Raw genomic sequence first — 23288 nt, forward strand, 5'->3', positions numbered from 1 at the left:
AGTCATGTCCGCGACCTTTCGTTCATCGCCCATGGTGCAACGATGCGCTCGATGGCGAACGTCAGCAAGTACAGCGTGACGCTGATCAACGCGGTCACCAGTACGGCCGCCAACACCAGGTCGGTGCGGAAGGAGTTCTTCTGGGTGCTCATGTAAATGCCCAAACCGGAAGTAGCGCCGACGTATTCGGAGAACACCGCGCCCACGACCGCGTAGGTGATACCGATACGCAGGGCGGTGAAGAATCGCGGAATCGCCGAAGGAAGGCGGACGTATCGGAACTCCTGCCAGCGAGTGCTGCCCATACTGCGCAGGAGAGCGCCCGCTTCACGGTCGGCCGCGGCAAATCCCTCGATGAGTCCGATGGTCATGGGGAAGAACGTCGCAAGCGCGATCACCAACACCTTCGGCAACAACCCGAAGCCGAACCAGATGATCATCAGCGGCGCGATGGCGATGATCGGCAGCGTCTGCGAGACGACAAAAAGTGGTACCAGCGCGCGTGACAACCACGGCGAAAAGTCCACGACCACAGCAAGAATCCAGGCCAACACCAGTGAAACAGTGAAGCCGACCAACGTGACCTGCAATGTCGACCAGGCGTGGCCGGAGATGATCTCGCGATTGTCCCACCCTTGGGACAGAACGCGACCAGGAGACGGAAGTACCTGCGGCCGAATCCCACTGATCTCGACGTAGATCTGCCACGCCGCTACGAGGAGCACCACCACGGCGAGCGCGGGAAGCGCCCGCCGCATGGCCGAGACCAGCCGTCCGCTCACGTCAGGACGCGTCGAGATACTCATTGGTGAAGTACTCCGACCAGTCCGGCTTCTGGGTCAGCGGCTTCCCGTCCGGTCCGGCGAGCAATCCGTTGTCGAAGAGGAATCCCGAATAACCCGACCAGGTTTCGAGATTCTGGGCGCCCACGACGCCGTTGGCGTCTTTCATGTAGTCGGCGGCGAGCATCCGCTGACTGTCACGGACGAGGTCTTCGTCGGTGAAAGCTCCGGGGTTCGCGTCGATGAGATCCTGCGCGGCCTGGTCCGGGTTGTCGGCAGCAGTCTGATATCCGCGTTGAACGGCTTTGACGAACTTGCGTGCCTCGTCGGGATGGTCCTTCAACCACTGCTGGTTGCCGTTGATCACGATCGAATACGCATCGGGGAAGCCGTAATCGGTGTACTGGAAGTACCGCATCGGAGTTCCGTTTCGCTCCGCTTCGAGGCCTTCCCACGCAAAGTAGGAGACCGTGAAATCGGCCTGGCCCGAGTACACGGCTTCGTACGCGGACGTACCGAGCGTGACCGTCGTGAAGTTCCCGGTCCCGCCGTCGTTGCGGATGATCTGCTGCAGTGTCTCGACTTCGCCGGGATCGCCGAACCCGGCGTACGTCTTTCCGTCGAGATCACGCGGGCGCGTGATGTCCGCACGATCCGCCTTCACACCGATGCCGGTGGCGCGGTGCTGAAGTGGCGCGATGACGGACGTCGTGGCGGCGCCGGCCGCTCGGGCGAACGTGGCCTGACTCTGTGTGCTGATGCCGAACTCCGCGTTGCCGGCGTCGACCAGGGTGTCGGGCGAGGTGTTGTTGTACGGCAGGATCGAGACGTCCAGACCGGCGTCCTCGAAGTAGCCCTCTTGGAGTGCAACGTACAAACCGGTGTGGTTCGTGTTCGGGGTCCAGTCGAGTGCGAACCGAATGGTCCCGTCGGACGAGCCGGTGTCAGCGGCGCATCCGGTCAGAACTGTGAATGCGGCTGCGATCGCGGCAGACGTGGCAAGTGTGCGGCGCAGCGCCGCAAACGACATCACGACGCCGGCCAAGGCTGCTGGTGGAGTGCGGAATCCCAGAACATCAACTCGTAGCGACTGGCGATGCGGAATGCTTCACTCATCGCCTCACGCTCTGTCTCGGTGGCTGCTTCGGCCGCAGCATTGACCAGTACGCGGGCCTGCGCCACCGACTCGTGGAATTCGGGTGCGTCGTACGTCGTGACCCACTGTGCGTACGGATGCGACGGATCGGCGTCGAGTACCTCGCGCGCTGAAGCGGCAAGATCGCGGCCGACCTCGGCGTAGATCCAGAAGCAGGGGAGTACTGCCGCTGCGGAGACCGGGTAAGGCGCAGTTGCCGCAGTCGCCGTCAGATACGAGACGTATCCCAGGCAGGCCTGCGAATGCTCGAGCCTTCCCGATCCCGCTGGAAGAATTCCACCGGTGAGAAGTCCGTCGTGAAGCGCAGATTCCACTGTCGCTGCCGTGGACGCGGAATTCGACCAGAAGCCCGCCGACTGCGGATCCGGGGCGTGGGCCGCGACCAGGGACAACGCTTTCGAATACCCCTCGAGATAAAGCTTGTCCTGCTCGATGTACGTGCGGAACGCGTCGAGAGGCAAGGTTCCGTCGCCGAGGCGTTTGAGGAACTCCAGTGAGTCGATCGACTCGCGGAGGACCTTCGTCTCGGCCCAGAGCCGATCGGTGAACCGATCCGTCGACGGCGCTGTGGCCACCGAGTTTTCGGCAGAATTGTATGCAGGCTGCGTAGTAGCCATGACATCCCTTCGTCAGCATTACCTGATCAGGTTCCCGGGTGTGTTCTCAGCCCCGCCCATGCGGAGCACCCCGTGTCAGAACTAGGCGACCTTAACACCGAGCCTCTGCTTCGTCGGCGGCTACCTGGCAGTTGAGTAGTCGGCGCACATCGGCCTTATGTTGGTACGTTTGGTCTTGTTTGCCACACGCGCGGGTCGGGAGGGGATTCAGACATGGAGACCGACGTTCGACCGAATCTCGGCGAGGACGGAACTCTGGTGATCCGTGCCCGCGGCGGAGAAGCCCGCGGGTATCCGGATGGCGGAATGTTCGCGTGGAAGGGCATGCCTTACGCAGCAGCGCCGGTGGGTGAACGGAGATTCCGCGCGCCGCAACCCGCTGAGCCGTGGGACGGGGTGCGCGACTGTCGTGAGTTCGGGCCGATCGCGCCGCAGGGCCAGAGCCCGGCGGTTCCGATCGACCGGGCCTTCAAAATCGACGAAGACTGTCTGTCGATCAACGTGTGGGCCCCGCGCCCCGACGGCACGCCGCGACCGGTGATGGTGTGGATTCACGGCGGCGCCTACTGCCTCGGGTCCGCCGCCCAAACGATCTACGACGGCCGTCATCTGGCTGAAACCGGTGACGTCGTTCTCGTCTCCTTCAACTATCGCGTCGGTGCCCTCGGATTCCTGGACCTGTCTGGATTCTCCACCGCGGATACCGTTTTCGAATCGAACTGTGGTCTGCGAGACCAGATTGCGGCACTCGAATGGGTTCGAGACAACATCGACGCCTTCGGGGGTGACCCGAGTGCGGTGACGGTGTTCGGTGAGTCGTCCGGCGCAGGATCCATCACGACGCTCATGACCTGTCCGAGCGCCGAAGGTCTGTTCCATCGTGCGATTGCCCAGAGTCCTCCCGCGACATCCGTCTACGGGGCCGAGCGCGCCAAGACCGTGGCGGAGCGGTTTCTCGAACTGCTCTCGATCGACCCTGAAGACGCAGGCGATCTGCTGACCACGGATCTGGAACTGCTCGTCAAGGCAAGCGATGACCTGGTCAACGAAATTCCGACCCGGATTCCGGGAACTTTGGCGATGGCACCCGTTGTCGATCGTGATCTGGTGCCGCACTACCCGGTTGCGGCTTTCCAGAAGGGTTACGCGCACCGAATCCCACTGATCATCGGTTCCAACAAGGACGAGGCGTCGATCTTCAAGTTCATGAAGTCTCCGCTGATGCCGGTGAGCGCGCAGTCGGTCGAGGCCATGCTGCAACTGCTGGCGGATGATCACCCAGACATCTCCGCGACCAAACTTGCCGAGATCATGTCGGCTTACCCTGATCACGCGAAACCAAGTGGCGCGCTGGCACTGTCGCGGGACGCGGCGTTTCGCATGCCGACTCTGTGGATCGCCGACGCCCACTGCCGGCATTCCCCTACGTGGGTGTACCGCTTCGATCACGCGACGCCGATGCTCAAGGCCGCACGGATCGGCGCGGGCCACGCGACCGAATTACCCTATGTATTCGGCAATTTCGGAACACTGAACGTCGACCCCACGTTCTGGCTGGGTGGACGGAAGGCTGCGATGGAGGTAGCCGGCCGTATTCAACGGCGATGGCTGGCCTTCGCGCGGCATGCCGTGCCGGCAGCTCTCGACGGTTCGAAGCACTGGGCGCCGTACGAGGAAGAGAAGCGGTCGACGCTGTTGATCGACTCGGCCGACACCCTCGTCAGCGACCCCGATCACGGACTGCGCGTCGCCTGGGGAAACGACGTGATGGGGTTCAACTGACGTCGGTCGAGTGCCGCGGACGATCCAGTTCGCGAAGCACCGGCAGGGAGGCACAGACTGCGGCGATCAGGATGATCGGAATCGACAGGGCCACAAAGGTCGACGCGATTCCGAGTTGATCGAGCAGAGGGCCGACCGCGAGGTAACCCAGCGGGCCGGCGGCGTAGGCAGTCGACGTCATGACACCGACGACGCGTCCGCGCATGTGCTCCGGGCTGTGCGTCTGCATGGCGTAGTTGGCGATCGGGCCGACTGGTCCGTAGACGAGCCCCTGCAGTCCGGCGAGCACGAGGATCACCCACAGCGGAGGTAGAAGCGCCATTGCAAGCATCGCTATGCCGAGAACGGCAACGGCAAAAATCATGATCAGTCGCCGGGACATGATCGGTGCCAGCGGAGCGTAGGCGAGAGAGCCGATGATGCCGCCGATCGCCAATGCCATCAGCACCGATCCGAGTTGCGCCGGTTGATCCAACTCTGTGAAGTACACCGGGAACACGACACTCTCCACCGGCATGTAGAGCGCGACGACGGCCATGTCGATCAGCGCCAGAGTGCGCAGCAGTTTGTTGTTCCAGACGAACCGAAGACCGTCGAGTGTGCCGTGCCAGATCGATTTCGGACGATGTTCGTGTTCGGGGACTCCGGCGCCAGGAAGGCGGATGAAGGCAACCACGACGATCGAGAACACAAAACCAGCCGCCGTCACCCAGAGCGTGTTCACCGCCCCGATCGTTGCGATCAGGACACCGCCGATGCCAGGGCCGATCAGATATGCGACGTTGAAATTGGCCTCGTACACGCTGTTGGTGCGATCGAGCTTCCACTTGGCTGTCCGAGTTGCTGCAGGCAGCATGGACTCCCTCGCCGCCATTCCGGCGGGGTCGAACACCGCACCGAGCGCGGCCAACGCCGCGATCACCGGGATCGTCAAGCCCGCGGTGGCCGCGATGATCGGGATCGCCGCTACGGACATCGCCGAAAGAGCGTCGGAAATCATCGACGTTCGACGGCGTCCGAATTTGTCGACGAATGTCCCCGAGAACAGGCTCGACACGAGTAACGGAATGGCTGCTGCGCCGGCAACTATCGCCGCGTCGGTAGCCCTGCCGGTTCGTTCGAGAACAAGCCAGGGGAGTACGACGATGGCGATACCGTTGCCGATCGCCGAGAACAGCGTCGCGAGATTGACGAGGACGAGAGGGAGATAGCTGGGGGTAACTACGTCCTCGGATGCAGGTGGGCGCCGATCTGCTGAGGCGACCACGTTCTTTCCTTCCCCGAGATGGTGCCGACCAGGATTTCGAGAGTTTCGACGACGGCACCATCGACGCTAGCAGCGGGGGTTGCAGGTCCGCGAGTGATTTTTCGCGGACCGTCCTCGTTCGGCTATGCCTGGTAAACGGGGTTCTCTGCAACAAACTTCTCGACGTACGAGCACGTCGGAAGGATCTTCAATCCCTCGTTCCGGGTCTGATCGAGCGCTTCACGCACCACGATGGCGGCAAGCCCGCGCCCGCGAAACTGTGGGTACGTCACCGTGTGGTGGAAATCACGGACACCGGAATGGTCCGAGTACTCGGCAAAACCGGCCAGTTCGCCGTCGACACGGATCTCGAAGCGCGTTTCCGCGGAGTTGTGCGCCACTGTCTCGGTCATCTTCGGGCTCCGTTTCGAAAGGGCGGCCGGTTGCGGCGCGCCGCGTCTGCGTTCTGTGGAGCCACGCTACCTGGCAGGCGGTCCGCAATATCGCTTGCCGGCGTGAGTTCCGTTACTTAGCGCAACTACAACTGGACGACCGTTCAAGGGACCTTGGTCGTGTCGGATCAGGAAGAAAACTGGTCTGTACGTGCCGATTTGCCCGTACTTTTGTGCCCACATTGGGTGATACATATGCATCACGAACGTAAACATCCCAATATGTGGGACTCGTCACAAAGTTTTTTGTCATCTGTTCGGATGGATTAAGTGGAGGGCCTGAAACGGGCAAATTGCAGGTCAGCGGGGCGCGGATTGTGTGTCGGCGAAGGGTGCGAGCGCCCGGAAACCCCAGGGGTATTGCCTTGGTCATCAGATCGTTTCTCGGACGTGATCCCAAAGACCCGCTTGGGGGGTTAGCGTTTGAATCGTCGGGGATAGAAGAAGCGTTACAACTTCGCCAAAGAAACTTTGGTGCGGCTTCGCAACGGTTCGATTTCGAGTCTTCGTCGGACAACTTCGAGGAAGGAACGCACATGATTTTCGGGCAGCGTGAGTCGAACAGTTACTTTGCCGCAATTTTTTCGTACGACTTCCTTGACGAAGGTCTGGGATACGAGACCATCGCGCGGATCCACCGGGGCGAGATCTGCGAGTGGATTCGCGATCTCGAGGCGTCCGGGTTGTTCTCGGCTGCGGAGGTCCATGCCGCCGAACTGGCATGGCGCGAAAATCCGCGCCTGCTCCTCGACGCCCTTCTCGAGGACGCCGACGAGGTCTCGGTCAAGCGCTGGGAGATTGCGTGGACGAGGCTGGAGCGTCAGTCGCCGGCAGCCGGAACCGCGGTGGCAGAGCACGGCTGATCCAGTCGGGCCAAGTCGACTCCCCAGTCTGCGTCAAGATCAACCGTCTGCGTCAGATCAGCGGTCGACGACTATCACCTCTTGATCAGTAAGCACGGTGAATTGCGCGCCAGCAGTGGTCAGCGCTGCGACCGTCCGCGCGGTCACCTGCGGATCTTCGAGTAACGAATCGCCGCCGTGCGGCACTATCGCGAAGTCGACCAGCGCGAGCCCGGACCAGATCGGGTCGATACCGCACGTAGGCGTGACTTCAGCGGGGTCGTCCGACGCGTCGAGCCCGATCAGAGTCGGAGTCACCAGACACGCTCCCGCGCTGTATCCCGCATAGGCCACGAGGCCCGAACGAACCAGCATCTCTATGACCCGATCTGCGCCGCTTCGGGCTAGCTGAGCTCGCAGGACAAACGTGTTTCCGCCGCGAACCCACAGACAGTCGAATTCGCGAAGTCGGACTTCGAGTGCTTCCGTTGCACCCAGGAAGTCTCGGACGTCAACTTCCTCTGCCGTGAAGCCCGCGGCCCGTAGTGGAGTCAATTCGCTTGTCACTGCCGAACTGCGGGCATTGACGGGCCACGAATCTGCAGCCGCGGCGATCACCGCTATGCGTGCGCCGCGGCCTACAAGATCGACAAAAGCCTCGCGGTGGTCGCCGAAACGGTAGGACGAGAGAAACAGTTTCACTTCTCAGTACCTTCGCGACCTACCCGCCCAGCTCTCAAATCGTGAACGCCAGATTGTCGACGACGCGTGCGCCCACGGTGGTGTCACCGCGAAGCGAGATGTCGGTTCGGTGATCGGACGCCTGGACGCGGCCACCGGCAATCCGGGTGAAGAGCGGTGAGCTCATCGAGATGGTCGTGGTCGCCGGGCCGTCCAGCTCCGGGACGAGCGTTGCACGCGCATCGACCGAGATGTGAAGTGAACGGGCAAGTGGCCCTTCGAGTTCGAAAGTGATCCGTGCTCCCTCGGGTGCCTTTCCTCGTTTCCCGACGACAAATCCGAGCGCGCTGGTGATTTCGCCGAATGCAGTCTCCGCGCGCAATCCGCCTTCCTCGCCCGGAATGCCGACTGCATCTCTGATGTCGAGTTCGTGCATCCAACAGTCGAAGGTCCGAATGCGCATGAACCGGCCATAGGGCGCAAGACCGACTGGTGTTTGTGTCTCGGCGTCCCAGTCTGCGCCCGTCATCGAGCGAAGAGCGTCGGCTCGCGTGGCAGTGATATCGCGATAGTGGGCCAATAAGTCCGCGTGCGGTGTCCGCCTCAGGCCTTCGACCCAGCGCTCGTTGAACGCCGCAATCTCGTTGTGGACGTGAGGCAATGCGTGCACGTCCAGGTCGATCGACGGCGGATTGATGCCCGCGAGCAGTGATTCCGTACCGATCAGGTGGGACACGATGTCATGGACCGTCCACCCCGGCAGGTTGGACGGTGCCAACCACTGGTCACCGTCGAGTTCTGCAAGCAGTGCGTCGATGACTCTCCATTCCTCGGTCAACGCGTCGACTACTGCGTCCTGGGGCCAACCACTCATGCGGACATCTCCTGTTTCGGACGGTGCGGTTCTCCTCACTGTATGTCGCGCCGGATAAGTGAGCGGGCATTCCCATGCTTCGAGTCGGTGTCGCCAAACATCCGAGGGAGGCAGAGTTCCTGTGGTAGACCAGGATTGTCGACGCCGAAGCAGGCTCACGCGGCGTTGTCGTCACCGACAGAGGAGTCTTCGTGTTTCCAGGAAATTTTGTCCAGTCCACGCCGGACAAGCCCGCCGTCATTCGCCCGGCGACGGGTGAGTCCATCACCTACCGGGAACTCGACGAACGGTCGACGCAGTTGGCGCGATACTTCCGAAGTGTCGGTGCCAAGCCTGGGGACCACGTCGCTCTCATCTCGAACAACGATCTCCGGGCGTTCGAGGTGTACTGGGCAGCATTGAGATCAGGTCTCTACATCACTGCGGTGAACTGGCATCTCACGGCTGCGGAGACCGCCTACATCGTCGACGACTGCGAGGCGACAATTCTGGTGGCGTCGGGTCAGGCGTCGACAGCAGTTCCGTTGGACGAGAAGCTGATTCCGCGCGTGCGTCACCGATTGGTGTACGGCGGCGCCCTCGAGGGTTTCGACGACTACGAGGATGCGGTCGATGCTCAGTCCGCCGATCCACTCGACTCGCAGCCACGTGGGGCTGACATGTTGTACTCGTCCGGAACCACCGGCAGGCCGAAGGGGATCAAGGGAGACCTTCCGGAGGGCGAGGTGGACGCCACCATGGATCCGTACACCGCGGTGTTCGCGCCGATGTACGGGTTCGATTACGACACAGTCTATTTGTGCCCGGCTCCGGTCTATCACGCGGCGCCCCTGCGCTTTTGTGGCGTGATCAATTCGGTCGGCGGAACCGTGATCTTGATGGATGCATTCGAAGCCGAAACCGCGCTGGAGTTGATCGGTAAATACGCTGTGACGCACAGTCAGTGGGTACCGACGATGTTCGTTCGAATGTTGAAACTTCCGAAGGAGACCCGCGATCGTTACGACGTTTCGACGGTGAAGGTCGCCATTCATGCTGCTGCTCCTTGTCCGCCTGAAGTGAAGGCGGCAATGATCGACTGGTGGGGGCCGGTGATCCACGAGTACTACGCCTCGACCGAGGGTTCGGGCGCCACCTTCATCAACAGCGAGCAGGCCTTGGCGCATCCGGGTTCCGTCGGTCGTGACGGAGTGATGGGGATCGTGCACATCTGTGACGACGCCGGGCGTGATCTTCCGGTCGGCGAGATCGGTACCGTGTTCTGGGAGCGGGAGACTCTGCCATTCCGGTACCACAACGACCCTGAGAAAACGGCTGCCGCGCAGCATCCGGATCATCCGACGTGGACGACGAGTGGAGATATCGGCTATATCGACTCCGAGCGTTTCCTTTATCTGACCGATCGTGCGGCATTCACGATTATCTCTGGTGGCGTCAATATCTATCCGCAGGAGTCCGAGAACATCCTTACCTTGCATCCGAAAGTGTTCGACGTGGCGGTCATCGGTGTTCCCGATGAAGAAATGGGCGAACAGGTCAAGGCGGTTGTCCAACTGGCGGAGGGAGTCGAGCCGAGTGCCCATGTCGCCGAGGAATTGCTGGAATACGTTCGCAGCCAGGTTGCACATTTCAAAGCTCCGAGAAGCATCGACTTTGCCGACGAATTGCCTAGGACCGCGACAGGAAAGCTCGTAAAGCACAAGTTGCGGTCTCAATATGTGAGCAGTTGATCCTCCGGTGAAATACTAGGACATCAGAGTAATTCTGCGAGATAGTCGGCAAGGACCTGCGCGTGGCTGTATGGCAGGTCCTTGCTTGCTGTCAGTAGAACAACGGGTCGAGAATCCGATGCCGGTGCGATGCGTACTGCAGGTTTTCGCGTTTGACGCCGCGCGGCCAGAGTCAGTCGACGAGGAGACGGACGGCGTTACATTCGGAAGCTGGTTCGTAAACTCGCTCGACGGTGATTATTCGGCGCGTCATTCTCATGCCTTTTCGTCTTTCGGCCGTTTCAAATAGTGGAATAGCCCGCCATTCGAGTGTGATCGGCCTCACAGTAGGCTTCTTGGGGTATGTCCAAACATACTGTTCGGACTCGATTCAGATGGAGAAAGTGCGTCGTCGGTTTCCCTACGCCGCGGTAACTCTGGCTACTATCAGTCACCATTCACCCAAAAGCGGGTCATCTTCCGCTCATCACATGCTGGTTGCCGCTCGTCGCAGCAGGCGAACCACCAACCGCAGAAGGTAATGGAAAATGGAAACATCGAAGAGCGCACAAGTGCGTCCGACGGTCGGCGTCCCTCGAGAATCGAGTGATGGTGAGCGTCGGGTCGCATTGGTGCCGAAAATTGTGTCCGCTTTGATCGGCAAGGGCGTCGACGTGGTCGTCGAGTCCGGGGCCGGTCTCGGGGCGTTGATTCCCGACGAGTTGTACACCGCTGCCGGCGCGAAGATCGGCGATCCGTGGACTGCTGACGTCGTGGTCAAGGTTGCGCCCCCGTCGACAGAAGAGATCGCCCGGATCAGTACCGGCGCGAAGCTCATCGGTTTCCTGAATCCGCGTAATGCGGACAACCGCATCGCCGAGTTGAAGGCCGCCGGCATCGAGGGATACGCCGTGGAGGCGATTCCTCGTATCTCCCGCGCGCAGGTGATGGACGCGTTGTCTTCGCAGGCGAACGTGTCGGGGTACAAGGCTGTTCTGTTGGCAGCATCGGAGTCGACGCGGTTCTTCCCGATGCTCACCACCGCTGCAGGCACGGTGAAGCCTGCGACCGTTCTGGTGCTCGGAGTGGGTGTGGCAGGTCTGCAGGCGCTGGCGACAGCCAAGCGCCTCGGTGGCCGCGCTACCGGGTACGACGTGCGTCCTGAGGTCGCCGACCAGGTGCGTTCGGTGGGTGCACAGTGGCTCGACCTCGGAATCGATGCGGCGGGTGAGGGTGGATACGCCCGCGAGTTGACCGACGACGAGCGAGCGAAGCAGCAGCAGGCACTCGAAGATGCGATCAAGGGCTTCGACGTTGTGATCACCACTGCTCTGGTTCCGGGTCGTCCGGCGCCGCGCCTGGTCACCGCTGCCGCGGTCGAAGGCATGAAGCCGGGCAGTGTCGTGGTCGACCTCGCGGGTGAAACCGGTGGTAACTGCGAGCTGACCGAGCCGGGTCAAACCGTCGTCAAGCACGGCGTGACCATTTGCTCTCCGCTGAATTTGCCGGCGTCCATGCCTGAGCATGCGTCCGAGTTGTACTCGAAGAACATTTCCGCGCTGATCGAACTGATGCTCGTCGACGGTGCATTGGCGCCTGATTTCTCCGACGAGGTTCTGGCCGGTGCGTGCGTCACCCGTGAAGAGAAGGGCGCCTGATGTACACATCACTTCTGGCGAACATCGCGATCCTGGTGTTGTCCGGGTTCGTCGGTTTCGCTGTGATCTCCAAAGTTCCGAATACCCTGCACACCCCGTTGATGTCCGGCACGAACGCCATCCACGGCATCGTCGTCCTGGGTGCGTTGGTCGTCCTGGGCAAGGTGCACGATCCCTCGATCGGGTTGCAGATCATCTTGTTCGTCGCGCTCGTCTTCGGAACCGTGAACGTTGTCGGTGGTTTTGTGGTCACGGACCGCATGTTGGCGATGTTCAAGGCCAAGCCGGCCGCCAAGTCTGTGTCGAAGGATGGTGACCAGTAATGGAATACCTGGTCAATGCGCTCTACATTGTCGCGTTCTCGATGTTCATCTACGGCCTCATGGGCCTTACCGGCCCGAAGACCGCAGTCCGCGGCAACCAGATCGCCGCGGTCGGCATGCTCATCGCCGTCGTTGCAACTCTGATCTCCATTCGTGATGCGGAAATGGGGAACTGGATCCTCATCGCTGCCGGCCTTGTCATCGGTGTCGTGCTCGGCGTCCCGCCGGCGCTGCGCACGAAGATGACGGCCATGCCGCAGTTGGTGGCACTGTTCAACGGTGTCGGCGGCGGCACGGTCGCGTTGATCGCGTACGCGGAATTCCTGGACTCGGACGGGTTCACCGCTTTCCAGCACGGCGAGTCGCCGACGGTGCACATCGTCATCGCTTCGCTCTTTGCTGCGGTGATCGGATCGATCTCCTTCTGGGGCAGCGTGATCGCGTTCCTGAAGCTGCAGGAAACTCTGCCTGGTCGTCCGATCGGAATCGGTAAGCTCCAGCAGCCGCTCAATGCGCTGCTGCTCATTGCCGCCGTCGCATTCTCGGTAATCATCGGTATCAAGGCGATCTCACCGGAAGGCCCAACCAGCTCACTGTGGATCGTCGGCGTGCTCGTACTCTCGGGCATTCTCGGACTGATGGTCGTGCTGCCCATCGGCGGCGCGGACATGCCCGTCGTCATCTCGCTGCTCAACGCTCTGACCGGTTTGTCAGCTGCTGCTGCAGGTTTGGCGCTCAACAACCAGGCGATGATCGTCGCCGGCATGATCGTGGGTGCTTCGGGCACCATCTTGACCAACCTCATGGCCAAAGCCATGAACCGGTCCATCCCGGCCATCGTGGCCGGCGGCTTCGGTGGCGGCGGCGAAGCGCCGACCTCCGACGGCGTCGTGCGCACGGCAAAGGCGACCTCGGCCGCCGACGCGGCTATCCAGATGGCCTACGCCAACCAGGTCATCGTCGTACCCGGATACGGTCTTGCCGTCGCGCAGGCTCAGCACGCGGTCAAGGACATGGCGAAATTGCTCGAGTCGAAGGGCGTCGAGGTCAAGTACGCCATTCACCCGGTCGCCGGCCGTATGCCTGGTCACATGAACGTTCTTCTCGCAGAGGCGGATGTCTCGTACGACGCGATGAAGGAAATGGACGACATCAACGACGAGTTCTCTCGTACCGATGTCACCTTGGTGATCGGCGCGAACGACGTCACCAACCCGGCGGCGCGCAACGATCCGAGCTCACCGATTCACGGAATGCCGATCCTCAACGTCGACCAGTCGAAGTCGGTCATCGTGCTCAAGCGTTCGATGAACTCCGGTTTCGCCGGTATCGAGAACCCGCTCTTCTTCGCCGAGGGCACCTCGATGCTCTTCGGTGATGCCAAGAAGTCGGTCTCCGAAGTAACCGAGGAGCTCAAGGCGCTGTAGCGCTCGAGCTCGGAAGGGCGTCCACTCGTAACCACGGGTGGGCGCCTTTTTCGTGTCCCTGTGTCGAAACGGCTTCTTGTGCTGAAACGACTTCTTGAAACGACAAAGGCGCCTGGTCCGAGACGAAACTCGGAACAGGCGCCTCTGGCGACGTTTTACGGGACCTCGGGGGTTTCGGGGTCGGAAGAGAAGCCGGAAAGTAGTTCGATCAACTTCTGGATCAGTTCGAGCGGGTTCAGATCTTCGAGGCTCACGGTAAAGACTCCTTCGCTGTGGAACTACTTGATTCGGACATTTCAGAACATACGTCATGCCCCGCCGTCGCGGGAGGGCTTAACGGCGAGAATCTCTGAATCACAAAGATTTAGGACTAAAGTCGGATGCTCCGGTGCCTTGAGAACGCGATTGCTGCCGTATCCGGGCGTAGCGCTTCACGTTTCGCGGCGATGGGCGATCGTGCCATCAAAATGGCTGCAGCACAGGCCCATACCAGAGCGATCAGAACGCCAGCTATCACTCCGAAAAGGCCGCTCAACTCGGCGGCCAGTGCGCTGGCACCGATCGCAGCAACCCCCACGAATCCGAGACCGGCGACCACCGGACGCCACTGCGGGGCGGAGATCAAGATCGCCGAGCAGTACAGCGCGGTCGCCGCTGCGACGTGACCGCTGGGCAACAGGTCCTGGGGCACATCGGGGAGCCAGGAGCCGAACGCCGCGTTGGTGAGATTGGCGCCCATTCCGAGGAGCAGGATCGCGCCGATGCCGTATGGCAGTCCGCGGACCATCGAGACGACGGCCAGAGCAGTAGTGGCTGCGAGTACAGCGGTGACGTCGAATCGGCCTACCGTCCACTCGGCAAGTGCGCGCACCTGTTCGGGGACGCTCACCCCAGGCGAGGTGGGTCGCACGAAATACAAGACGCCCAGCGCTACGACGGCGATCGCAGCAAAGACGAGGAAGCGAGTGGTTGTGGAGGGAGCGGGGTGCTGGGTGGAGGTCGAGACGGTCACGAGTACCAGCATCCCTGTTGAGTCTGTGCCGATCGTGAGGATCAGCTGTGAGGTCTGTAGGCGGTCGGAGAATCGCGCCGAACGACACCCGCACAAGCCGCTGCGACCAGGACGCATGCAAACGGGATCAACATTGCTGTGGTGAGAGGCACAAGCGTGGTGACCCAGCCGATGGTTGCCGGACCGGCGAGGAATCCGATGTATCCCATGCCGACGACGCGAGACATGTTGGTGCCGGCCGAACCTGAGCCCAGATTTCCCGCCGTGGTGAAGATCTGCGGAATGCATCCCGACAGGCCGGCGCCGAACAGCGCCCAACCGAGCAACGTCAGTGGTAGCCAGCCCGACACCACGACGGTCAGCATTCCGATGGACGAGAGCAACGCACCGTAGCGAACCACTGCCACCGGGCCGACTGCCGCGCTGATCCGATCCGCGGTGAACCGGCCGACGGTCATCATGGCGGAGAATGCACCGAACGACAGTGCAGCAACGGCATTCGAGACACCCAGATCTTCCTTGACCTGCAGTGCGCTCCAGTCGTTTGCCACTCCCTCGGCCAGCATCAGAACAAAGGCGAGGGTTCCGAGGGCAAGTACGCGAGCCGAGAATCTGCCGTGTGTCTTTCCGGTAGTCGACGCGGTTTCGGCATGCACGTCGACGTGAGGGAGCAGGGGTCGCGAGCACAACCAGACCGCGAGCAAGCCGATTGCCGACGCGATGCTGAGCGTGACGTACGGCGGAAGATCCAGTGCGAGAGTGCCGAATCCGATGACGGACCCTAATACGCCGCCGACCGAGAACATGCCGTGAAAGGCCGCCATGATCGGGCGCCGGTACAACTGTTCGGCCTCGACAGCCTGCGAGTTCATCGACACGTCCAACGCGCCGTTCGCGAAGCCGAATACAACAAGTGCAGCACCCAGTTGCCAGGTGTTCGTGGCAAATCCCGGGCCGAGAGTGGCGAATGCCAGCCCGCTACCCGCCAGGATGACCATGCGCCTGCTGCCGTATCGATCGGCGAGCGGACCGCTCAATTGCATACCGGCAATGGCTCCGACAGCAAGAAGGAGAAGCAGTGAGCCGAGCGTCGAGTGACTGATTCCCACACGGTGTTCGATGGACGGAATGTGGACGACCCACATCGCGAGCAGAAATCCGTTGATGCCGAAGATGCCGAAGATGCCGGCCCGGGCGCGTACCAGGGCGGAGGTGGGGACTACTCGGTCGGTGGGGTTGACGCTCACTCGTTCCTTTTTACAGGTGAGACAGCAACAGGTCCGGGTCCGCGAGCATCTGTGCGACAAATGAGAGGAATCTCGCGGCCTGCTCACCATCGAGTATCCGGTGGTCGAACGTCAACGTCAGTGTCGCGACGCTCCGCGCTTCGATCTTGCGCTCGATTACCCAGGGACGCTCGCTCACTGTGCCCAGGCAAAGGATGACGGCTTCTCCCGGATTGAGGAGCGGAATGCCCCCGTCGACGCCGAAGACTCCGACATTGGTGATCGTGACGGTGCCACCGGTCAGGTGATGGACGTCGGTCACTCCCGCGCGGGCAGCGACGGTCAGTTCGGTCACCGCGCGTGCAAGTTGGACCAGGCTCAGCGTCTCGGCGCTTTTGATGTTGGGCACGGACAGTCCACGTTCGGAGGCGACGGCGATGCCGAGATTCACGTGATCGTCGATGACGGCGTCGCCGCGGGCCTCGTCCCAATGCGCGTTCACCATCGGGTGCGACGAGATCGCCGTAACCAAGGCCTTGGCCGCGAGAGTCAGCGGAGTGAGAGAAAGCCCGGTGAATGCGTCCGAGGGACGGAGCCTGCCGAGTAGTTCCATCGAAGGCGTGACATCGGCGGTGAGGAAGACGCTGGCCTGAGGGGCACGGGTACTGGCGACCATCGCCGACGCCATCTGTTTCCGCATGCCGGACGAGACCGGCTGTTTCTGTATACCGGATCCGGCCGGCCGCGGAGCTTCATTCGACGCGGCCTTCACGCGAAGCGCGTCTGCGACGTCCGCTGCCGTGACGGCACCGTCGAATCCACTTCCGGTGATTTCGCTCAGGTCGATGCCGACTTCGCGGGCCGCGCGCCGCGCCGAGGGTGTTGCGGGCCGACGCTCGGTACTCGCCGCGGTTTGCGAGTGTGGCGTAACCCTGTTCCGTCGTCGGCTCGGTCTCTCGGCCGCGGGTCCGTATCCGACAAGCACACTCGGAGACTGTGAATCACTTGGAGACGGTGAATCTGCAGGCTCCTCGATTCGGATGATCGGAGTGCCGACCGGGACGGTAGAGCCAGGTTCGACGAGGAGTTCTCTGACAACGCCCACGTAGGGCGACGGCAGTTCGACAAGAGCTTTGGCTGTCTCTACCTGGGCGAGAACTTGATTGAGTTTCACCTTGTCGCCGATGCCGACCGTCCATTCGACCAGATCGGCGGACGTCAGGCCCTCGCCGAGATCCGGCAACCGGAATTCGTGCCCTGTACTCATGCTGCCAGCGTCCGGTCGAGTGCTGCGAGGATCCGGTCGGCGTCCGGAAGGTGAAATCGCTCGAGCTTGGCGGGCGGGTAGGGGATGTCGAATCCGGTGACCCGCAGGATCGGTGACTCGAGCTGATAGAAGCAGTGTTCCGCGACGTGTGCTGCGATTTCGGCGCCGACGCCGAGAAACTTCGGCGCCTCGTGGACGACGACCAGCCGTCCTGTCTTGTTCACCGACGCCTCGATCGTGTCGAAGTCGAGGGGGGAGAGTGAACGCAGATCCACGACCTCCAGATCATGGCCTTCTTCTTCGGCGATCCGCGCGGCGTCGAGCGCGGTGGCGACCATGGATCCGTACGCAACTACTGTCGCGTAGTCTCCAGGGCGAGCGACGCGGGCACGGTGGAGCGGAAGCTCGGGCGCGGCATCGGTATTCACGTCGGCGGTATCCCAGTAGCGCCGTTTGGGTTCGAGGAATATCACCGGGTCGTCGGCCGCAATGGATTGGCGGATCATGTGAAAACCGTCGATCGGATTGCTCGGGTACACCACCCGCAGTCCCGCGGTGTGAGCGAAGTACGCTTCCGGCGACTCCGAATGATGTTCCACCGCACCGATTCCGCCGCCACTGGGAATCCGAATCGTCAGTGGCGCAGACGCAGCGCCTCGGGTGCGGTACTGGATCTTGGCCACCTGCGAGACGATCTGATCGAAAGCCGGGTAGACAAACCCGTCGAACTGAATTTCGCAGACAGGCCGATATCCGCGCAAGGCAAGACCGAAAGCTGTTCCCACGATCCCTGATTCGGCGAGGGGCATGTCGATCACCCGAGTATCGCCGAAGTCCTTCTGCAGGGCGTCGGTAACCCGGAATACACCGCCGAGACGGCCCACGTCCTCTCCCATGATGACAACGCGACGATCGTCTTCGAGTGCGCGTCGAAGGCCGGTGTTGAGCGCGGTCACCAGATTCATGACGGTCATGACGAAGCCCCTTCCATGCTGCGGAGATACGCGCGATGCTCTTCGCGTTCAACGTCGATCAGTGGGTGTGCCTCGGCGTAGACGTGATCGAAGAGCGCTGACGGGGGTGGATCGGCGAGCGCGATGGTTGCGCGTCGCAGTCCAGCTGCGACGCCGTCGGCCGCCGCCGCGATGGTGCTGAGTTCGTTTTCTCCGAGAAGATCGCGACGGCCGAGGAACAGACGCATTCGCTCGAGCGGATCGCGGCTTCTCCACTCCGACATGTCCGTATCGGCGCGGTACCTGCTCGGATCGTCGGACGTCGTGTGCGGGCCCATTCGGCAGGTGATCGCCTCGATGAACGTCGGGCCGCTGCCTTCGCGTGCGCGATTGAGCGCCGAGCGCGTGACTGCGAGAACGGCGAGGACGTCGTTGCCGTCGACGCGGATCGCGGGGATGCCGTAACCGATCGCCCGATGTGAGATGGGCGTGCGTGACTGGAGGGATACCGGTTCACTGATGGCCCACTGGTTGTTCTGGCAGAAGAAGACAACGCCGACACGGAAACTGGCGGCAAATCCCATCGCCTCGGCGATGTCGCCCTGACTTGTGGCGCCGTCGCCGAAGTACGCGATCGTTGCGATCTCGGCGCCGTCCAGGTGTGCGCCGAGTGCGTATCCGGTGGCGTGCAGCCCTTGGGAGCCGACGACGATCGCCGGATTGGTGACGTTGAATTGTTCTGGATCCCAACCGGAATGGGAGATTCCTCGCCACATGGTGGTCAGCAATTCGGGGGGAACTCCCCGGCAGTACGCGACGGCATGTTCGCGGTAGCTGGTGAACGCGAAGTCGTCTGGGGCGAGTGCTCTCGCGGAACCGACCTGGGCGGCTTCTTGGCCGAGCATCGGAGCCCACAAACCTATTTCGCCTTGACGCTGCAGGGCAACAGCTTCGGTGTCGATTCGGCGACTCACGACGAGATCGCGATACAACGACAGCAGTTCGTCAGGCCCAATGTCTGTTATCAGGCGGTCGAATTCGGGACGGCACACTCGTGCGCCGTTCGGTTGGATGAGTTGGACCGGATAATCGAGGTTGTCGATCATCTTCGCTCACCTCGGTTTCTGCTCATGCCCGGCGCGCCTCGTGAGTACGCCGCACAATCCCGATGTGTTGTATGCAGTTGTCGCTCTACCATCAGGATCCCCCTGATTGGGAAATCCGCAAGTATTTCCACTGCCGTATCAGGACCGGAACTGCGAACTGGCGAGTAACAAACGTGTCGGTACGGCCAACCGATCGGAATTCAACCGCTAGCATCGGTGCGGTGACTGCAGTCGGTTTGAACGAAGAAGCTGTTTCCGCGTGGATCGCCGAACTGGGGGTCGGCGCCACGACACCACTGACTTTCGAGAGGATCGGTAACGGGCAATCGAACCTGACCTACTCCGTGACGGATGCGGGCGGAGGACGGTGGGTACTGCGCAGACCTCCACTCGGCACGTTGTTGGCGTCCGCGCACGACGTCGTTCGCGAGCACCGCATCCTGTCCTCGCTCCAGGGAACCAAAGTGCCGGTTCCGAAGATCCTCGGCATCACGGAAGATCCGGAGATCACGGACGCTCCGCTGGTCCTCATGAGCTACATCGACGGCGTTGTGATCGACGGCGTTCCAGTGGCGCAGAAGTTGACCGAGGACGAGCGTCGCGCGGTCGGATTGGCGATGCCGAAAACCCTTGCAAGCATTCACGGGGTTGACCTGGAAGAGACCGGCCTCGACGATCTGGCCAGCCGCAAGCCCTTTGCCGAGCGTCAGCTCAAACGGTGGTCGGCGCAGTGGGAGAAGTCGAAGACCCGCGATGTTCCGGACGTCGACAGGTTGGCCGAGATTCTGCACCGAAACATTCCGGAACAGAACGAAGTGACCTTGGTTCACGGCGACTTCCACCTCAACAACGTCATCACCGACCCGGTCGAGGGGCGCATTGTTGCCGTCGTCGACTGGGAGCTGTGCACGTTGGGGGAGCCGCTCGCGGATCTCGGTGCGCTACTCGCGTACTGGCCGGAAGCCGGTGACAAAGTTGCCGGTCCGTTCATGGCGTCCACGCTGGAAGGCTTCCCGAACCGCGACGAGCTGGTCGCTGCCTACGTCGAGGCGACCGGCCGCGACGTGTCAGCGGTCGGATATTGGCACGTACTCGCTCTGTGGAAGCTCTCGATCATCGCCGAGGGCGTGCTGCGACGCATTCTCGACGATCCGCGCAACAAGGCCGAGCACGGCGGCCCGACGGTCGCGCTGATCGACGGAATCGTTGCACGCGCCGTCTTGACGGCAGATCAGCTCGGTCTGAGCTAGTTTTCGGTCAAGGTCCCGGCTGCTGATCTGATCGCAGCCGGGATCTCCACCGGCTTACGGGTGTCGGCATCGACGTAGACGTGCACGAAGCGACCAGTCGCGGCAGGTTCCCAATGGCCGTTTTCGACCTCGTGGAATATCGCCAGGGCGTAGACGATGCTCTTGGTGCCCAGCTTCTCGACGGAGATACCCACCTGCAACTGCTCGGGGAACGACAGTTCGCTCAGGTACCGGCACGACGTCTCGGCGACGACGCCGATGGCAGGCAGATTGCGGATGTCGGTTCCAGTGGAAGACATCAGCCAGGCGTTGACCGCGGTGTCGAAATACGAGTAGTAGGTCACGTTGTTGACGTGGCCGTAGTGATCGTTGTCGTCCCACCGCGTCGGGACGGGCCAGAGAACGGGAAACTCGCTGATCGACGGGGGCGTCTGCGCTGTGCTCACGGCTTCGACTGTAGTGAGGACTTTCGCGAGAGTGAGGGCAGGGTGGTGCCCTGTAGGACTGCACGCACGATCAGCCCCACCAACAGTGCCCAGAATGCCGAACCGATTCCCAGGATACTGACCCCGGATGCGGCGATCAGAAACGTGACCACGGCGCCTTCACGTTCACTCGCCTCGCTCAGCGCCGACGTGAGGGCGCYGGCAAGCGTTGCCAGGAGCGCCAGTCCGGCAACAGTTTCCACGACTCCGGCCGGTGCGGCGGCTACCAGAGCGGCCACCGCGGCCGCGCCGGCAGCGAGAACGAGATACGCCCAGCCTGCGGTGAAGGCAGCGATCCATCGACGTTTGGGATCCGGATGTGCGGTGGGGGCGGCGGCCAGGGCCGCGCTGATCGCCGCGAGGTTGATCGCATGGCCACCGGCCGGTGCGCCGACGATGGTGCCGATACCCGTCACGATCATCGACGGCCGCCAGGGAACGGTGTAGCCGAACGAATTCATCACGGCCACACCGGGAATGTTCTGCGAAGCCATCGTGACGATGTAGAGGGGAATCGCAATGCCGATCATTGCCTGCCAGGTCCACGACGGCGCGGTGAGATCGATGCGGGGAATCATGGCGCCGGCGTCGAGCACTCGATCCGACGTGACGAGGCTGATCCCGATCACGACCGCTGCTGTGAGAAACGCGAGCGGAACCGCCCATCGCTTGGAGAAGCGCTGCGCGGCAAGCCAAACCAGGATGACGGGCGCGACCGCCGCCGGTGCGTCCCGGACGGCGATGATCGGCGCCAGGCACAACGGCATCAGAACCCCGGCGAGCATCGCTTGCGCGAGGGGCGTCGGGATTGCCGAGATGATCCTTCCGAGCGTCGGCCACAGTCCGGTCAGCACGATCGCGATTCCGACGACGATGAATGCTCCGACCGCGGCCGGCCACCCACCCTCGACCGCTCCGGCGCCGGCGAGCAGAGCGGCACCGGGCGTCGACCAGGCCAGGGTGATCGGCATCCGATACCGGCGTGAGAGCCAGAGCATTCCCAACGCTTGGGTCACACACAGAACCAGCAGTCCGGACGCCGCCTCGGTTGCGTCCGCACCGACAGCCGCGAGGCCGGTGAGCACCACCGCGAACGAACTGGTGAAGCCGACGAGGGCCGTGACGATGCCTGCGCTCATCGGTTGCGAGTTGCTGCGAACGGCTTCCGGTTCGGTGGTATCTGTGGAGTCCGACATGGTCAGTGATTCTGCCCGACCCGCCCCAGACCCGATTTACCTGTCCGGTCGGATGGGTGAGGTGACCGCTTTGCCGTAGATGAGGTGCGTTTGGGCGTGCCAGACCTCGGGATGTGCGGCGAGGTGGTCGATCAATACTCGCTGTAGATGAGCACTGTCACGGACCGCGACGTGGAGGAAGAAATCCTCAGGCCCCGAGACGTTGAAGAGCGCAAGCGTTTCCGGCAGTGCTAGGGCGTCGGCGGTGAACCGGTCGACGAGGTCGCGGCGGTGTGGTCGCAGTTGAACGGCGATGATCGCCTGCATCGACCGGCCAACGGCTGCCGGATCGACAACCGCGTGGATACCGCTGATCGTTCCGTTGGCACGTAGGCGTCGTACGCGCTCGTGGCACGAGGAAGTCGCCAAGCCGACTCGATCGGCCAACACCTTGTTGGTGATCGACGCGTCGTTCTGCAATTCGGCCAAAATCTTCCAGTCCACCGGATCCAGAGGCTCATTCTTCGTCATCTGCCGAACTATATCCGGAGTCGTTTTGAACTTCCCGGATCCAGTTGCACACTCCTGGCATGAACATGTGTCTCGAATCAGCTCGGGTGTGAGGTATTTCGGATGAGTGTCGGTCAATGGCTCGCTTTCGGCTCCCTGCTATCCATCGTCCTGTTCACGCCGGGACCGGATTTTGTCCTGATCCTGCGTCATTCTCTGGCAGATCGTCGGACCGGCGCGGTGGTGGCCGCCGGTGTGATTTCCGGGCTCTTCGTTCACACCGCTGCCGCGTCACTTGGTCTCTCCGCACTTGTGGCGACACGGCCACAGTTGCTCTCTGCGCTCACATACGCCGGGGCGGCATATCTGACCTGGCTCGGCATCTCCGCGATTCGAAGTGCTTTCAAAGCCCGAGCCTCGGACGAGGGAATTCCGGCAGCGAAAGAACCGATCGCGGTCACCACGGCATTTCGCTACGGCTTCCTCTCGAACCTGCTGAACCCGAAGGCGCTGTTGTTCTTTCTCGGGCTACTCCCGCAATTCATCGAGCCGGGTGAAGGCGCAGGGCTGCGCACGTTGATGTTGGCGGGCGCGACGGTGGTCGCCGCGGCACTGTGGTGGGCGATCGTGGTGGTGTTGGCGGCCGGAGCCGGCAAGAAGCTGCGTCGTCCTGGCGTCGGCAAGCGAATCGACGTGGTGACGGGAGTGTTGTTGGTGGGTCTCGGTGCCTTCTTCGGGGTTGCATGAGTGGTCGT

23 protein-coding genes and 1 riboswitch are annotated in these 23288 nt (G+C 62.1%); of the genes, 8 read left to right on the forward strand and 15 right to left on the reverse strand.

Annotated features, from left to right (window positions below; all coding sequences use genetic code 11):
- Positions 1-2: 2 nt before the first annotated feature.
- From AC1DWA_RS22555 to AC1DWA_RS22565, 3 genes are all read right to left on the reverse strand, one after another.
- Complete coding sequence (locus AC1DWA_RS22555) at positions 3-806, reverse strand: ABC transporter permease (RefSeq protein WP_041815060.1); 804 nt, start codon at positions 804-806, stop codon at positions 3-5.
- Positions 784-1812, reverse strand: a complete 1029-nt coding sequence (locus AC1DWA_RS22560) for an ABC transporter substrate-binding protein (protein ID WP_019749243.1) — start codon at positions 1810-1812, stop codon at positions 784-786. Before AC1DWA_RS22560 ends, AC1DWA_RS22555 begins: the two co-directional genes overlap by 23 nt.
- Positions 1812-2555 carry a TenA family protein gene (locus AC1DWA_RS22565; RefSeq protein WP_020908359.1) on the reverse strand — a complete coding sequence of 248 codons (744 nt, stop codon included), beginning with the start codon at positions 2553-2555 and terminating at the stop codon, positions 1812-1814. Before AC1DWA_RS22565 ends, AC1DWA_RS22560 begins: the two co-directional genes overlap by 1 nt.
- Positions 2543-2638, reverse strand: a riboswitch (TPP riboswitch). It overlaps the preceding gene by 13 nt.
- 130 nt (positions 2639-2768) lie before the next feature.
- On the opposite strand from AC1DWA_RS22565, the gene AC1DWA_RS22570 reads away from it, so the two are divergent.
- Positions 2769-4337, forward strand: coding sequence for a carboxylesterase/lipase family protein (locus tag AC1DWA_RS22570; RefSeq protein WP_477846141.1), 1569 nt, complete (start codon positions 2769-2771; stop codon positions 4335-4337).
- Here AC1DWA_RS22570 and AC1DWA_RS22575 read toward each other — a convergent pair.
- Both AC1DWA_RS22575 and AC1DWA_RS22580 read right to left on the reverse strand, forming a co-directional pair.
- Positions 4330-5604: an MFS transporter gene (locus tag AC1DWA_RS22575; protein WP_020908357.1), complete on the reverse strand. Its 1275-nt coding sequence runs from the start codon at positions 5602-5604 to the stop codon at positions 4330-4332. The two genes, AC1DWA_RS22570 and AC1DWA_RS22575, sit on opposite strands and share 8 nt — an antisense overlap.
- A gap of 122 nt (positions 5605-5726) precedes the next feature.
- Entirely contained in the window at positions 5727-5996 is a 270-nt protein-coding gene (locus AC1DWA_RS22580; RefSeq protein WP_020908356.1) for a GNAT family N-acetyltransferase, read from the reverse strand.
- Between the two features lie 575 nt (positions 5997-6571).
- Between AC1DWA_RS22580 and AC1DWA_RS22585 the strand changes: the two genes are divergently transcribed.
- Complete coding sequence (locus tag AC1DWA_RS22585) at positions 6572-6898, forward strand: hypothetical protein (RefSeq protein ID WP_003941297.1); 327 nt, start codon at positions 6572-6574, stop codon at positions 6896-6898.
- 57 nt (positions 6899-6955) lie between these two features.
- On the opposite strand, the gene AC1DWA_RS22590 is transcribed toward AC1DWA_RS22585, so the two are convergent.
- On the reverse strand, positions 6956-7579 hold the full coding sequence (locus tag AC1DWA_RS22590; protein ID WP_021334158.1) for a Type 1 glutamine amidotransferase-like domain-containing protein: 624 nt from the start codon (positions 7577-7579) through the stop codon (positions 6956-6958).
- A 34-nt stretch (positions 7580-7613) separates the two neighbouring features.
- Positions 7614-8432: a maleylpyruvate isomerase family mycothiol-dependent enzyme gene (locus AC1DWA_RS22595; protein ID WP_070385711.1), complete on the reverse strand. Its 819-nt coding sequence runs from the start codon at positions 8430-8432 to the stop codon at positions 7614-7616.
- Between the two features lie 191 nt (positions 8433-8623).
- On the opposite strand from AC1DWA_RS22595, the gene AC1DWA_RS22600 reads away from it, so the two are divergent.
- The 4 genes from AC1DWA_RS22600 (at position 8624) to AC1DWA_RS22615 (ending at position 13549) form a co-directional block, all read left to right on the forward strand.
- Positions 8624-10162 (forward strand): AMP-binding protein, encoded by a 1539-nt coding sequence (locus AC1DWA_RS22600; protein ID WP_477846142.1) that lies wholly within the window; start codon positions 8624-8626, stop codon positions 10160-10162.
- Positions 10163-10689: 527 nt separating this feature from the next.
- Entirely contained in the window at positions 10690-11799 is a 1110-nt protein-coding gene (locus AC1DWA_RS22605) for a Re/Si-specific NAD(P)(+) transhydrogenase subunit alpha (RefSeq protein WP_031333613.1), read from the forward strand.
- Positions 11799-12122, forward strand: coding sequence for an NAD(P) transhydrogenase subunit alpha part 2 (locus tag AC1DWA_RS22610; RefSeq protein WP_003941319.1), 324 nt, complete (start codon positions 11799-11801; stop codon positions 12120-12122). The genes AC1DWA_RS22605 and AC1DWA_RS22610 overlap by 1 nt, the downstream gene beginning before the upstream one ends.
- Positions 12122-13549, forward strand: coding sequence for an NAD(P)(+) transhydrogenase (Re/Si-specific) subunit beta (locus AC1DWA_RS22615; RefSeq protein WP_020908350.1), 1428 nt, complete (start codon positions 12122-12124; stop codon positions 13547-13549). The genes AC1DWA_RS22610 and AC1DWA_RS22615 overlap by 1 nt, the downstream gene beginning before the upstream one ends.
- A gap of 370 nt (positions 13550-13919) precedes the next feature.
- On the opposite strand, the gene AC1DWA_RS22620 is transcribed toward AC1DWA_RS22615, so the two are convergent.
- From AC1DWA_RS22620 to pdhA, 5 genes are read right to left on the reverse strand one after another with little or no spacing between them, the layout of a single operon-like run.
- Positions 13920-14573, reverse strand: a complete 654-nt coding sequence (locus AC1DWA_RS22620) for a hypothetical protein (protein ID WP_197941082.1) — start codon at positions 14571-14573, stop codon at positions 13920-13922.
- 29 nt (positions 14574-14602) lie between these two features.
- Positions 14603-15808, reverse strand: coding sequence for an MFS transporter (locus AC1DWA_RS22625; RefSeq protein ID WP_019749231.1), 1206 nt, complete (start codon positions 15806-15808; stop codon positions 14603-14605).
- 10 nt (positions 15809-15818) lie between these two features.
- Positions 15819-17054: a dihydrolipoamide acetyltransferase family protein gene (locus tag AC1DWA_RS22630; protein WP_477846143.1), complete on the reverse strand. Its 1236-nt coding sequence runs from the start codon at positions 17052-17054 to the stop codon at positions 15819-15821.
- Positions 17051-18028 (reverse strand): alpha-ketoacid dehydrogenase subunit beta, encoded by a 978-nt coding sequence (locus AC1DWA_RS22635; protein WP_283385446.1) that lies wholly within the window; start codon positions 18026-18028, stop codon positions 17051-17053. The genes AC1DWA_RS22630 and AC1DWA_RS22635 overlap by 4 nt, the downstream gene beginning before the upstream one ends.
- On the reverse strand, positions 18025-19113 hold the full coding sequence (gene pdhA / locus AC1DWA_RS22640) for a pyruvate dehydrogenase (acetyl-transferring) E1 component subunit alpha (protein WP_020970087.1): 1089 nt from the start codon (positions 19111-19113) through the stop codon (positions 18025-18027). The genes AC1DWA_RS22635 and pdhA overlap by 4 nt, the downstream gene beginning before the upstream one ends.
- Positions 19114-19334: 221 nt before the next feature.
- On the opposite strand from pdhA, the gene AC1DWA_RS22645 reads away from it, so the two are divergent.
- A complete protein-coding gene (locus AC1DWA_RS22645) occupies positions 19335-20363 on the forward strand; it encodes a phosphotransferase family protein (RefSeq protein WP_020908344.1) in 1029 nt (342 codons plus the stop codon).
- Here AC1DWA_RS22645 and AC1DWA_RS22650 read toward each other — a convergent pair.
- From AC1DWA_RS22650 to AC1DWA_RS22660, 3 genes are read right to left on the reverse strand one after another with little or no spacing between them, the layout of a single operon-like run.
- Positions 20360-20809, reverse strand: coding sequence for an acyl-CoA thioesterase (locus AC1DWA_RS22650; protein WP_019749226.1), 450 nt, complete (start codon positions 20807-20809; stop codon positions 20360-20362). The genes AC1DWA_RS22645 and AC1DWA_RS22650 overlap by 4 nt on opposite strands.
- The gene (locus AC1DWA_RS22655; protein WP_477917056.1) at positions 20806-22044 is read right to left on the reverse strand and encodes a benzoate/H(+) symporter BenE family transporter; all 1239 of its coding nucleotides are present in this window, start codon (positions 22042-22044) and stop codon (positions 20806-20808) included. The genes AC1DWA_RS22650 and AC1DWA_RS22655 overlap by 4 nt, the downstream gene beginning before the upstream one ends.
- A gap of 36 nt (positions 22045-22080) precedes the next feature.
- The gene (locus AC1DWA_RS22660; protein WP_003941284.1) at positions 22081-22554 is read right to left on the reverse strand and encodes an Lrp/AsnC family transcriptional regulator; all 474 of its coding nucleotides are present in this window, start codon (positions 22552-22554) and stop codon (positions 22081-22083) included.
- A gap of 102 nt (positions 22555-22656) precedes the next feature.
- Here AC1DWA_RS22660 and AC1DWA_RS22665 point away from each other — a divergent pair, with 102 nt between their 5' ends.
- Entirely contained in the window at positions 22657-23280 is a 624-nt protein-coding gene (locus AC1DWA_RS22665) for a LysE family translocator (RefSeq protein WP_003941342.1), read from the forward strand.
- The last annotated feature ends 8 nt before the right edge of the window (positions 23281-23288 follow it).

Source organism: Rhodococcus sp. P4_F3_2, from assembly GCF_056401335.1.

Coding starts and splice junctions, on each gene's coding strand:
- AC1DWA_RS22555 (WP_041815060.1), bottom strand. CDS start 806: ATGAGTATCTCGACGCGTCCTGACGTGAGCGGACGGCTGGTCTCGGCC.
- AC1DWA_RS22560 (WP_019749243.1), bottom strand. CDS start 1,812: ATGTCGTTTGCGGCGCTGCGCCGCACACTTGCCACGTCTGCCGCGATC.
- AC1DWA_RS22565 (WP_020908359.1), bottom strand. CDS start 2,555: ATGGCTACTACGCAGCCTGCATACAATTCTGCCGAAAACTCGGTGGCC.
- AC1DWA_RS22570 (WP_477846141.1), top strand. CDS start 2,769: ATGGAGACCGACGTTCGACCGAATCTCGGCGAGGACGGAACTCTGGTG.
- AC1DWA_RS22580 (WP_020908356.1), bottom strand. CDS start 5,996: ATGACCGAGACAGTGGCGCACAACTCCGCGGAAACGCGCTTCGAGATC.
- AC1DWA_RS22585 (WP_003941297.1), top strand. CDS start 6,572: ATGATTTTCGGGCAGCGTGAGTCGAACAGTTACTTTGCCGCAATTTTT.
- AC1DWA_RS22595 (WP_070385711.1), bottom strand. CDS start 8,432: ATGAGTGGTTGGCCCCAGGACGCAGTAGTCGACGCGTTGACCGAGGAA.
- AC1DWA_RS22605 (WP_031333613.1), top strand. CDS start 10,690: ATGGAAACATCGAAGAGCGCACAAGTGCGTCCGACGGTCGGCGTCCCT.
- AC1DWA_RS22610 (WP_003941319.1), top strand. CDS start 11,799: ATGTACACATCACTTCTGGCGAACATCGCGATCCTGGTGTTGTCCGGG.
- AC1DWA_RS22615 (WP_020908350.1), top strand. CDS start 12,122: ATGGAATACCTGGTCAATGCGCTCTACATTGTCGCGTTCTCGATGTTC.
- AC1DWA_RS22620 (WP_197941082.1), bottom strand. CDS start 14,573: ATGCTGGTACTCGTGACCGTCTCGACCTCCACCCAGCACCCCGCTCCC.
- AC1DWA_RS22630 (WP_477846143.1), bottom strand. CDS start 17,054: ATGAGTACAGGGCACGAATTCCGGTTGCCGGATCTCGGCGAGGGCCTG.
- AC1DWA_RS22635 (WP_283385446.1), bottom strand. CDS start 18,028: ATGACCGTCATGAATCTGGTGACCGCGCTCAACACCGGCCTTCGACGC.
- pdhA (WP_020970087.1), bottom strand. CDS start 19,113: ATGATCGACAACCTCGATTATCCGGTCCAACTCATCCAACCGAACGGC.
- AC1DWA_RS22660 (WP_003941284.1), bottom strand. CDS start 22,554: ATGACGAAGAATGAGCCTCTGGATCCGGTGGACTGGAAGATTTTGGCC.
- AC1DWA_RS22665 (WP_003941342.1), top strand. CDS start 22,657: ATGAGTGTCGGTCAATGGCTCGCTTTCGGCTCCCTGCTATCCATCGTC.